Consider the following 11,132-nt stretch of genomic DNA (forward strand, 5'->3'; position numbering starts at 1 on the left):
GGGCTCAGTGACGCAGACCGCATCAGAGTCGGAAGTCCTACTGATCACGGGACCTGCCGCCGCTGGAAAGAGCACACTGGCCGACCACTGGGCACGCAGCCGCTCGGACCCGTGCATGCATGTCTCGCTGGACGACGTACGCGACTGGGTGAAGTCGGGATACGCGAATCCGGAAGACGGCTGGAGCTCCGCGGCCGAGGCGCAGTACGTGCTGGCGCGCCGGTGCACGGCACTGTGCGTGCGCGAGTACGTGCGCGAGGGGTACACGTGCGTGATTGATGACGCCGTGTTCCCCGACTGGCCTGCCGTCAGCCTGGAGGGCTGGCGGAGCGCACTGGGGGACCTCACTGTCACCGTGGTGGTGCTGATGCCCTCCTTTGAGGTCCTGGCCGAGCGAAACGAGAATCGGTCGGGGCACCGGCGACTCTCCCACGAGACACTGAAGGTGATCTACGATCAGATGAGCGGTTGGCGGGACCTGGACGTCCCACTGATCGATAACACAGGCCTCGGCACCGTCGAAACTGTGGAGCTCATCGACCGTATGATGAGCTCCGCCTGCGACTGCCGACCTGCGAACAGGGATCTGTGAGGTGGCTGTACATGCATCAGTTCTGACGTTCCCCTCGTAGCGTGAAGACCCTGACTGCAGTGGAAGTTGGGGTCGTTGCAGAGAGGAGCGTCAACGGCGCGACGCGGAGTTCCGCGAGGAGGCCGTACGGGTCCGTCACCGAGACAGAAAAGACGGTCGCCGCGGACCTGGGGACCAAGGAGATCGTCCTCAGCACGTGGGGCTCCCGCGCCGCCGGGTCGGCAGAGCCGGGTCAGCGGCAAAGAGCGAGGAACTGGCCAGGCTACGCCGGGAGAAGGCTCTGTTGAAGAAGGACAACAAGGAGCTGGTCATCGAGCGTGGTGTCTTCGAGCGCTGCATGGTCCTCTGGGCGAAGTGACTGAGACAGTTCCGGAAGTGCTGGTCTCCTTCATCGGTAACCAGAGGACCGAGTACGGCGTTTTCCACCAGGTGGTCTGTCCGGCCCTCGGAGTGTTCGAAGCCTGGTCCCACAAGTGGCGCCGCTGGCCGTTCCGGCCAGGGTCTCTACGCTTCCAGAGGATTGATAACATACCGTCCTGAGCAGGCATTTTGTAAGTACAGTCGATCATGGCAAGCTCGGGCTGCGTGGCTCTGCGCATGCTCTACCTGGTCTTCTTCAGGCTCCTTGGACTGCTCCTGTGGCTGTCGCGATCGGAGGACGCCAAGGACGTCGAGCTGCTGGCACTGCGCCATGAGAACGCGGTGCTGCGCCGTCGGCTCGGCGTTCGGCCGCGGTTGACCTGGCCGGAGCGCGCCGTGCTCGCCGCACTCGCCCGGCACCTCCCGACCCGACTGCGCCGCCACCGCCTGGTCACCCCCGCCACGCTGCTGTCCTGGCACCGCCGACTGGTGCGCTGGAAGTGGAGGCAGAAACCCGCGCGCACGGGCCGGTCGCCTGCCTCAGAGGAGATCACCGGCCTGATCCTGCGCCTGGCCCGGGAGAACCCGGCCTGGGGCTCGACCCGCATCCAGGGCGAGCTGCGACGCCTCGGGCACCGCGTCGGCGCGTCCACCGTCCGCCGCATCCTGCGCAGCGCCGGTCTCGGCCCCGCACCCCGGCGAAGCAGAGGCGCCCCGACCTGGAGCGAGTTCGTACGTACCCAGGCCTGCGGTCTGCTCGCCGCCGACTTCTTCCATGTGGACACCGCGGGCTTGAGCAGGCTGTACGCCTTCTTCGTCATGGAGGTCGGCAGCCGCACCGTGCACATCCTCGGTGTCACCGCCCACCCGACCGCGGCCTGGGCCACCCAGCTCGCCCGCAACCTCCTCGCCGGCCTCGGCGATCGGGCCGCCTGCTTCCGCTACCTGCTGCGCGACCGCGACAGCCGCTACACCCACGCCTTCGACGCCGTCTTCCAGGGCGAGGAGATGGAGATCCTCAAGGCCGCGCCACAGGCACCGGAGATGAACGCCCACGCCGAGAGATTCGTACGCACGGTCAGAACCGAGTGCACCGACCGGATGCTCATCCACAACGAGCAGCACGCCCGCCACGTCCTCACCGAGTACGCCGCGCACTACAACACCGGCAGACCACACCGCGCCCTGCACCTGCGCGCTCCTGCCGACGACCCCGACGTCATCCCCCTCCCTGCACAGCGCGTCCACCGCCACAACGTCCTCGGCGGACTCATCCACGAGTACCGCAACACTGCGTGATCAAGATCGCGCAGACTGACGAATACCCAGCTCAGCGCATATACGCGACTTTTGGTACCCAACAGGGCGAAGCTGGCCGGGTCGATCGCGTTTCGGGCCTCGGCCAGCATCTTCGCTTGCCGCTGGGCCAGCAGCCAGCGGTAGGAGGGGCGGATGACCTGGCCGCAGACCAGCAGCAGCACTCCGGTACTCAGGTCCCCGCGGTGGTAGCCGGCTGCCTGCGGTCCCAGTGCCAGGTCGGTCCAGTCCCTTCCGGCATCGTCGGCGCCGCTGGCCAGCCACCGGTCCTGCCAGGTGTCCCCGGGCTGCCGTTCGAGCCAGTCCAGGAGGCGGTTCAGCCCGCGCCGCCGGACGGTGTCCCGCGGGCGTCCGTGAGCCGGGTCGGTGAACAGTTCCAGAAGCCGCGCGGTGAGCTCCGCGCGATTGAGTAGGGTCTGCGGCCACTCCTGTGCCGCAGGCCGGGCCGCCCATGCCTCCGGCTGATCCTGATGGGGAGGCCGCGTTCGTTCCGGCATGGGCTTCGCGCCCGCACTTTCCGTTGTCATGCTCACCGGTTGCCTCCGTCGGGAGCCGACGGGCCGAGCAACGCTTCAAGCACTTCGGGCCGATAGCCGGGGGCGGGTGGGGCCGGCGGCTTCTCCCGTTCGGCACGCTGACGCGCGTGATGCGCGAGGATCTGGGCGACGACCTCGTCCTGCGCGGGCGAGAGGTAAAGCTCAGTGGTGGTGATATGGGCATGTCCGAGGACCCACTGGACGTCCGCGAGACTCAGGTGCGGGTTGCGGATCATCCTTTTGGCCGCGGAATGTCGCAGGTCATGGAGGGTCCAGTTTGAACCGAGCACAGCATTGGCTCGGTTGAAGACCATCCGGACCGCGTCGTATCCCAGTTGGCGAAACGGACGCCGCAGCGTCCACCACAGGGGCTCGTCGGGGCCGTCAGGTACCAGCTCGCGCACCTGGTGCTGATACAGCTTCAGCCAGACGAACGCGTCTGCCGAGGCAGGCAGGTGTTGAAGTGCCCGGCTGCCCTTGCGGATCACGCCGATGAGCTGGTCTTCCGGGACGATCAGGCTTCGGGTCGAACCAAGCAGCTCGGAGGCCCGGGCGCCGGTCGAGATATAGAACGCAACCAACGCGCGGTCCCGGTGCGACGCGAGCCCGGCGAACAGTTCGTTGAACGCCTGATCGGGGATGCTGCGCGGAATCCGCCGGGGCTCGCGCGGCTGGTACTCCGCCCGCCTGGACGGCCGACGGAACGGCTGCATCGGGTTGTGATGGGCGTTGACATGTTCGTCTTCGGCAGTTCTGGCCTTGGGGAACGGGTTGATCAGCGGGCGACCGGTCATCTCGCGGTGATACTCGTAGAACGACCGGACGGCGGCCCGAACGTGCCGTCTGGTCCGGTCGGCATAGTTCTCGCCGGGCGTCTGCTTGCCCGTGATCGGGTTGGCCGACCCCGGACTCGGCGCATCCGGCCGACGTTGCCTCGCTGGCTTCTTCACGGTCTTCAGCCATAGGGCGAAGTCCCTGGCCTCCGCTCGCCCCGCGCGGTCCCAGGCAACATCGATTGCAGCCAAGAACCGGAACCAGGAAAGGAGTTCATAGGCGTACGAGCGCAGAGAAGCGGGGCTGTCGTCATCGGCGAGCATGTGATGGAGGAACTCGGTGACCGCGTCGACCTCGACGCCATCGCCTCCGATCAGCCGGTACGGAAGCAACGGGTCGCCGGTCTCTTCGACCCGGCCCGTCCTCAGCACCTCCAGTGCCGCTATGCCCCGTACCACTGCCGTGTGTTCCGGCATCTCGACCTCCACGAACCGTCGTTGGCTCGCGATCACAGCAGATTCGGGAGCCCGAGCGGGCGAGCTTCGGGAGCGCAGGACGACACTGCCAGTCACGGTCTGCCTCAATGGTGGATCGGGGGGCCGTCGAGGTTAGTTCGGTCAACGGGGCATCCGTTGCCCGGTCCTCCAGATGGATCCGCGCCAGCGGCCCCGCCTCCTGGAGATCATCCAGAACCTCCGCGAGCGCATCCGCGAGGCCCGCGCCAACGGCTGGCTTGGCGAGGTCGAGGGACTTCAAGTCAGCTTTGACGCCGCGATGGCCAAGCTCAACAGCCTTAAACGGGCTCCGACCGATGGCCGGCCGCAGCTGGTTGACCTTGGCATGCCGGTCTTTACCGACCACGCACCACGGCTTCAGCCAGGACCGGGAGAGTCCGGATACCGGCCCTGATCCTGTCATCGAGCGAGTTCGGCTTGGCGAAGACTGCGGAACACCTCCGCGGTCGTCCATCCGCGCAGCGTGGCGTGAATCGACGAGCGGAATGCGGCCTCGGCCGTGGTGGCGTCGAGGGCCCCGGCCAGTTCGAGGGTCACAAGCCCGTGCAGGGTTGCCCAGATCGACAGGGCGATCGCCGTTGCGTCGCCTGCGAGGACGGACGCCGTCAAGGCGCGATCGATTGCCGCGAGGAGCGGACGGATCGGGTCACTGGCACCGACCTCTCCCGACGGGTCGAAGGACTGCACACCACCGAAGAGCACCGTGTACAGGTGGCTGTGTCCGCACCCCCAACGACGGTAGGCGACGGCCAGCGCGTAGAGGTCTGCGAGAGGGTCCGCGGAGGTCTGCACCGTCGACAGGTCCTGGAAAAGGCCGGCGACGGCTCTGTCGCGCACCGCACCGATCAGCCCGTCCTTTCCACCGAACAGGGAGTACACGGCCGTCGTCGACGCCTCGGCAGCAGCGGCCACGGCGCGGACCGTGAGCGACTCCCGCGGACGGGTGGCGAGCATCTCGGTCGCGCACTCCACAAGCCGTTCTTTGACGGCCTCGTCGTTTGTTCTGGGCCTACCCACGGCCAGCAGCCTACCTCTGTTTGATAACGTCGTTTTGAAACGGCGTTCTGAAACTGTCGGAGGTCCGCTATGCCCAAGTCCGCCATACGTCTTGTCCGCTTCACCGGACGCTTACTGCTGGCCCTGGCCGCCGTCGCGATGCTGGTCGTCGTCTTTCTCGCACTGATCGCCCTCACAGACGGGGCAGGCTCGGGGCTTGCCGCATGGTTGCCGACCCTTGGAGTCGGGGCCGTCCTCGCGACGTGGCGGGGCCGACGCCGCATTTGGCCAGCGCGGCTCGCGCCGTTCCTGCCGGTCGCTGTCGCGGCAGCATTGACGGCGTCGGTCTGCATCCCGACCGTGCCGACGGCCCGGCGGTACCCGCCCGCCCTACCCTTCGTGACCACGCAGCACTGGAGCCTGACCACGGGCAGCCGGGTCGCGGTGTACCACTACCCGCCCGCGCACCCAAGCCCCCGGCATCCCATCCCGCTCGTGTACCTCAACGGCGGACCGGTCCGTGGCATCTCGGTGCTCGACCACCGGTTCCTGCAACTCCTGGCCCGCCAGGGCTACGACGTCTACGCCTACGAACAGGCCGGCGGCGGACGAAGCGACCTGCTCCCCATGGGTCAGTACACGATCTCCAGGTCAGTCAGCGACCTCGCCGCCTTCATCGACCGCCTGAACAAAGGCAAGGCTGACATCCTCGGATTCTCCTCAGGCGGGGCCGTGCTCACCCGAGCCTTGGCCGACCCGCGCGTCGCCGCACGCCTGCACCGGGCGATCATCGCCGAGCCCGGCCCCATGGACGGCCCCACCGCACACATCACCGGGCACAAGGGCCGAAAATCCGCACGCGGCCTCGCGCCGGCCCCGACGGGACCGCGATCGACGCACGTTCCCCGGTACGCCGTGGCATTCGGCCTCATGCGACTCGGACTCCTCACCCCCGACACCGGACTGATCGGACAGGCCGAAGGCGACAACGCCTTCACCGCCGCAGACCTCGGCAGCGACACCGCATCCGCCTACTGCGCGCGCGACGCGCACCGCATCCCCGCCGAGGACACCGCACAGAACTTCTCCTTCAGTCCCGCCGCCAGCCTCCGCATCCAGCAGACGGTCAAGGACTCACCCTCCATCGCCCCGCAACTGAGGCGCTCCCGGACCCCCGCGATGCTGATGATCGCCGAGTGCTCCTCCCAGGTCCGTCAATGGGAGACCACCGTCCTTGCCAATGACCCCGCCATCCAGCGCACGCAGTACATGCCCGGAGTCGGACACCACATGTGGAACGGCCTCGACGACAACAACGACCGAGCCGCCGCCGTCATCACCGCGTTCCTTCAGGACAAGCCAGCACCCCTGCCGAACTACCCGACCCGCGACGAGATCCCTACCTTCCTGCGCGACCACAAATGAAGACGTTCCAGCCCAGCACCGGCAAAGGCGGGCGAAACCGCGAAGCCGCCTGGGCCCTGCACGAAGTACAGCCAAGGACGAGCTCGTAGCCCGGAAAAGCGCACCCGCAATCGCCGACGCCATCGGGAACCGGATGCGCGAGGCCGGCGCCCAGGTGCAGGTCACCCACCACCACATCAACCGGCCGCCGGTCCCCCGCAAGCACCCGCGTCCCGACTGCCCGTTCTGCCGGATCATCCACGACGGGGCCCCGGCCACGATCGTCCACGAGTGGAGCGACGCCCTCGCGATCGTGCCCCGCAGCGGCGGCTGCGCCGACGGCCACCTCTTGGTCCTGCCACGCGGCCACGTCGCCGACTTCACGACCGACCCCGTCGTCTCCGCCACTGTGCAGATGCGCGCCGCCGAACTTGCCGCGCAGATCGGCGGCCAGTGGAACTACCTCACCTCCTGCGGCCCGGACGCGACCCAGACCGTGTTCCACCTGCACGGCCACCTCGTTCCCCGAACCGCCGACGACGGCCTCGCTCTGCCCTGGACCCACCCCATCCGCGAACAGGGGTCCGCCCGATGAAGCGACTCTTCCGCCGCTGCGGCCACGCCCCCGGCGCCCTCACCCCCGAGGACCAGGATGCCGTCGATCAGTTCCGCGCGATGCTCGCCGCAGTGCGCGACCCGGAGCCCTGGACGCCCGGCCGCGCCCAGGACATCGCTGTGAGGGTCGGCCCATTCATCGAGCGCGCGCCCCCGTCCCGGCGACGACCACGGCGCCCTGATCGCCGTGGCCCTGGTCCACCCCGACACCCCGCACGCCACGGCCTACCCCCACGGCCACAAGCTCGGCTACGCCGAACGCGGCTGGCTGCGCTGCGAGACGACCGCGATTCTCGGTGTCTGGCAGCCGGCCTATGCGATGCTCACCCACGCCGCCGCGAACCTGCCCCTCCCCGACGATGTCGGCATGACCCCCGCCCACTACGGCGTCCACGTCGAAGCCCGCCGCAGCGACAACACCGGCCACACGCTGCTCCGCCTCGGCCCCTACACCCAGACCTGGCTCGCCTCCCGCGACGCCGACCGTCTCAACACCGAGTTGGAGGGCCGGGAGGCCACCCTCATCCCCGGCTTCACGGTCACCGCGAAGGGCGCGCCGTTCCACGTCAGCGACCACGAGAGCTACACCGACCCGCACGGCGCCGACATCGCCACACTCCTGGCCGACGCCGTCGCAGGAGTGGACGCGTGACCACCATGGCCCTGCACGAGATCAAGACCAGAGAGGGCGACGACGGCACCCCCGCGACCTATACTCCCTGAGAGCAGGGCGGACCAACACCGTGCGGCAGTCCTGACCTTGACCAGCCCGGGGCCGCCGCCGGCCGCGCCGTCGCCTTCCGGCACATGCTGGACGAAGTCATCACGGTCGCCCACCAGGTTGCCGAGACGCGACACCGGGACTGAAGGTCGGCACGAGCGCCCATACGGTCTACTCGGGGCCTCCTCAGTCCCGTATAGCAAGCCCCGCCCCTCCCAGACTTCAGCAGGGAGGGGCGGGGCCTTTTTGCGTTTTGTCCCGCAGCTTCAAAACCCGGTTTTGAAGCTGCGGCTGAGAGGCGACGCCTGGTGTGCTTCCAAAACCCGGTTTTGACGCGCCCGGTGGACGGCCGGGTCCTGATGGATCGTGCCACTCATGCCATGCTGTCCCGGTCCGCTAGTACCGGCCCTCGGGGCCGGCAAGCACACGGAACCTATAGAGCACCACTCATGGCACGGATCACCGCGCTCATCAACCGCAAAGGCGGAGTCGGTAAATCGACTCTGACCGTCAACACTGCGGCCATCACTGCCAACGTCCTGGGCACTTCCCCTGAAGGCGAACCCGACTATGTGGCCGCTGTCTCCGCCGACCCCCAGGGATCTGCCACCTGGTGGTCCGAACGCGTCGGCGACGACCTGCCGCTCTCCTTCATCCAGACCAAGTCCCGTGCAGACCTCGACTTCTTTCCCGAGCTGAAGAAGTCCCGCAAGGTCAAGCACGCGTTCATCGATACCCCCGGATCGATGGACTTGCCCGAGGACGAAAAGCAGCACGCCGGCGACCCCTTCGGGAAGAGCGCCGCCGCTGACGCCATGCGGGCGGTCCTCGCCATCGCCGACGACATCATCGTCCCGGTCGAACCCGAACCGCTCGGCTTCATGCCCACCCGCGACACCATCGAGGAAGTCGTCAAACCGCTCGGTCTGCCGTACTGGGTCGTCATCAACAACTGGGATCCCCGCGATGGCGAAGCCGACCTTGAGCAGACCAAGAACTTCGTGAGCACTCAGGGCTGGAAGCTCGCCAACACTGTGATCAGGCACTACAAGGTCCACACCCGGGCAGCTCTGGAAGGAACCGTCGTAACACAGTACAAGAAGAACCGCGTGGCCATGGAGGCCCGCGAGGACTTCTACCAGCTCGCAGTCGAGATCGGCGCCGGGAAGAAGGGCGGCCGCTGATGGCGACTAAGAAGAAGGCATGGAGCGACCTGCTCGGCACGGGCACCTCGGACAAGGCCGGGGACGCCGACGCCGCTGCCGAGGGAGCCAAAGAGCCGCCGGCCACCGTGCTGATGCACACCATCGTCGGCAACCCGGAGAACCCGCGGCCGGAAGAGGACTACACCGACGCTGATCCCGAGTTCCGCGAGCTGAAGGTCACGATGAAGGAGATCGGCCAGCTCCAGCCGCTCGCCGTGGTCTCGCGCAGCGTGTACGAGCAGGCCAAGCCGGACGTGGTGGCGCAGTTGAAGCCGAAGGACCGAGAGCAGCACCGCAAGGCCGACTGGGTCGTGATCACCGGCAACCGTCGCCTGGAAGCCGCCCGCCAACTCGGCTGGACCCGCATCGACATTCGCGTTCAGGACCAACTGGGTGACGATGATGGCCGCATCGACGACGCGGTCATCATCGAGAACATCCACCGTAAGAACATCGCGCCCATAAAGGAAGCGGAGTTCCTCAAGCGGATGGTGACCAAGCACGGCTCGCAAGAGAAGGTTGCCGAGCGCATCGGCAAGATACAGGTGTACGTCTCTCAGCGCCTGTCCCTGTTGAACCTTGCCCCCGACATTCAGGACCAGGTCGACACAGGTGAGCTGAAACTGAAGAACGCCCGGCTGCTCGCCAGCAAGACTGAGGATCACGCGGAGCAGCGTGCGCGGGTTGCCGAGATCAAGCAGAAGGCGGCCCAACCGAAGCCTCAGCGGAAGCTGCGGACGCCTCCGGTTCAAAACCCGGTTTTGAACGAGGAGCAGGAAAACGGCGAGGACGGGCCTGAGCAGTCGGTTCCTGAGCCGCGAAGCCACAACGATGCTCCGGCTGAGCATGAGCAGACAGGCGATGGCAGGCAGTCACCTACGCTCCCGTACGACGACCCGTCGTTCATTGCGATGCACCTGGTGCGGAAGATGGATGAGCCAGCCTTCTTCGAGATGCTTCAGCTGCTGAACAAGCTGGCCCAGGAACGTAACCCGGCAGAGTTCGAGAAGGCATTGCGCCAGTTCACGGACGAAGCGGCCCGAGCGAGCTGACACCCGCCCCAAAGCCCCGCCCTTCCCAGTCATCAAGGAGATCCTTGCCGCCCCCGACATCCGCCGACCCGAGGTTGAAGAGCTCCGCTCCGAGATCACCCGGCTCAGGAAGGTGGAGCGCAAACTGCGCAGGGATCACGCGGTCGACGTCCGCGACCTGCGGGCCACCGGAACCGCCTACGCGAACCAGATCCAGGTGCTCGCCTTGAGGAACGCCGAGCTCGAAGCCGAGAACGCCGCCCTGCGCGGACAACTACACGACAGGACCGAGAACGTGAGCATCCTGCCCACCCAAACCTGAAAAGCTGCGTACCGGAACTGTGCAGCCCGGCGCGGCGTTGGGCCCAGCATGAATGACACGGTCGCGGTCGCCCTGGTCACCGGCGGGTCCACCTTGCTGGCAGCCGCCACATCCAGTTGGTTTGCCATGCGGGCAGTTGGCCGACAAGCGGCTCAGCAGTTGCGTTCAGCACGGGAGGACAGGGCAGAGAGTCGCGCCGCCGGCCAGCGGGAGGTCCGGCGCGAGGTGTATCGGCAGTTCTTACAGCAGGCTCTGGAGGCGGCCCGGTGTGTCTTCGCCCTTCGGCCGTCGGCAGACCTTGCGCAGGGAGAGTTCGAATCCGCCGCGCGCCGGGCTCGGGAGGCGATCGGGCAACTGTCCGCGGTCGAGGCACTGGTCATGTTGGAGGGCCCGGAGGAGATGACGGACACGGCCGAGAAGGTCATCAGCGCGCTGCGCTACGAGCACAGTGCCGCGCGTGCGTTGCACTTGGACAAAGGCCCTAAGCAGTGGCACAGCTATGAGGACGCGTTTGCCCAGCGCATCCAGTCCCTGCGGGACCTGGCGACTAGCGCACGGGCAGCCTTGGGAGCCGACATCAGCACCGGCTGAGGCTGGTCGTCGTCGCGGACGACGATGCGGGGCCGCGGTTGTGCCGTGGGGGCGGTAGTCCGCACCTGGGTCAGCATCCCCGACAACGTCGTGCACCGAACCCGGAAGAGACAGACACGCCCAGGACAGCTCGACAGATCACATAAAGCTGGG

Annotated in this window: 13 protein-coding genes; 11 read left to right on the plus strand and 2 right to left on the minus strand. The window is 67.2% G+C overall.

Annotated elements, in window-relative coordinates; all coding sequences use genetic code 11:
- The 3 genes from ACWEKM_RS43995 to ACWEKM_RS44005 form a co-directional block, all read left to right on the plus strand.
- On the plus strand, positions 1–592 hold a 592-nt coding region (locus ACWEKM_RS43995), incomplete at its 5' end, for an AAA family ATPase (protein WP_451626929.1).
- Positions 593–788: 196 nt separating this feature from the next.
- A complete protein-coding gene (locus ACWEKM_RS44000; protein ID WP_451626930.1) occupies positions 789–950 on the plus strand; it encodes a hypothetical protein in 162 nt (53 codons plus the stop codon).
- Between the two features lie 209 nt (positions 951–1,159).
- Positions 1,160–2,251, plus strand: a complete 1,092-nt coding sequence (locus tag ACWEKM_RS44005; protein WP_451626931.1) for a transposase — start codon at positions 1,160–1,162, stop codon at positions 2,249–2,251.
- Between the two features lie 547 nt (positions 2,252–2,798).
- Here ACWEKM_RS44005 and ACWEKM_RS44010 read toward each other — a convergent pair.
- The gene (locus ACWEKM_RS44010) at positions 2,799–4,067 is read right to left on the minus strand and encodes a tyrosine-type recombinase/integrase (protein WP_451626932.1); all 1,269 of its coding nucleotides are present in this window, start codon (positions 4,065–4,067) and stop codon (positions 2,799–2,801) included.
- Positions 4,068–4,227: 160 nt separating this feature from the next.
- On the opposite strand from ACWEKM_RS44010, the gene ACWEKM_RS44015 reads away from it, so the two are divergent.
- Positions 4,228–4,488 (plus strand): hypothetical protein, encoded by a 261-nt coding sequence (locus tag ACWEKM_RS44015; RefSeq protein WP_451626933.1) that lies wholly within the window; start codon positions 4,228–4,230, stop codon positions 4,486–4,488.
- 5 nt (positions 4,489–4,493) lie between these two features.
- On the opposite strand, the gene ACWEKM_RS44020 is transcribed toward ACWEKM_RS44015, so the two are convergent.
- On the minus strand, positions 4,494–5,111 hold the full coding sequence (locus ACWEKM_RS44020; RefSeq protein WP_451626934.1) for a TetR/AcrR family transcriptional regulator: 618 nt from the start codon (positions 5,109–5,111) through the stop codon (positions 4,494–4,496).
- Between the two features lie 69 nt (positions 5,112–5,180).
- Here ACWEKM_RS44020 and ACWEKM_RS44025 point away from each other — a divergent pair, with 69 nt between their 5' ends.
- The 7 genes from ACWEKM_RS44025 to ACWEKM_RS44055 all read left to right on the plus strand — a co-directional run bounded on the left by ACWEKM_RS44025 (position 5,181) and on the right by ACWEKM_RS44055 (position 10,979).
- A complete protein-coding gene (locus tag ACWEKM_RS44025) occupies positions 5,181–6,515 on the plus strand; it encodes an alpha/beta hydrolase (RefSeq protein WP_451626935.1) in 1,335 nt (444 codons plus the stop codon).
- A 133-nt stretch (positions 6,516–6,648) separates the two neighbouring features.
- On the plus strand, positions 6,649–7,089 hold the full coding sequence (locus ACWEKM_RS44030; protein ID WP_451626936.1) for an HIT family protein: 441 nt from the start codon (positions 6,649–6,651) through the stop codon (positions 7,087–7,089).
- Between the two features lie 207 nt (positions 7,090–7,296).
- Positions 7,297–7,761 carry a hypothetical protein gene (locus ACWEKM_RS44035; protein ID WP_451626937.1) on the plus strand — a complete coding sequence of 155 codons (465 nt, stop codon included), beginning with the start codon at positions 7,297–7,299 and terminating at the stop codon, positions 7,759–7,761.
- Positions 7,762–8,279: 518 nt separating this feature from the next.
- Entirely contained in the window at positions 8,280–9,014 is a 735-nt protein-coding gene (locus tag ACWEKM_RS44040; protein ID WP_451626938.1) for a ParA family protein, read from the plus strand.
- Positions 9,014–10,087 carry a ParB/RepB/Spo0J family partition protein gene (locus ACWEKM_RS44045; RefSeq protein ID WP_451626939.1) on the plus strand — a complete coding sequence of 358 codons (1,074 nt, stop codon included), beginning with the start codon at positions 9,014–9,016 and terminating at the stop codon, positions 10,085–10,087. The genes ACWEKM_RS44040 and ACWEKM_RS44045 overlap by 1 nt, the downstream gene beginning before the upstream one ends.
- 112 nt (positions 10,088–10,199) lie before the next feature.
- On the plus strand, positions 10,200–10,388 hold the full coding sequence (locus tag ACWEKM_RS44050) for a hypothetical protein (protein WP_451626940.1): 189 nt from the start codon (positions 10,200–10,202) through the stop codon (positions 10,386–10,388).
- A 48-nt stretch (positions 10,389–10,436) separates the two neighbouring features.
- The gene (locus ACWEKM_RS44055) at positions 10,437–10,979 is read left to right on the plus strand and encodes a hypothetical protein (RefSeq protein ID WP_451626941.1); all 543 of its coding nucleotides are present in this window, start codon (positions 10,437–10,439) and stop codon (positions 10,977–10,979) included.
- Positions 10,980–11,132 lie beyond the last annotated feature (153 nt).

The sequence above is a fragment of the Streptomyces sp. NPDC004752 genome (genome assembly GCF_053601275.1).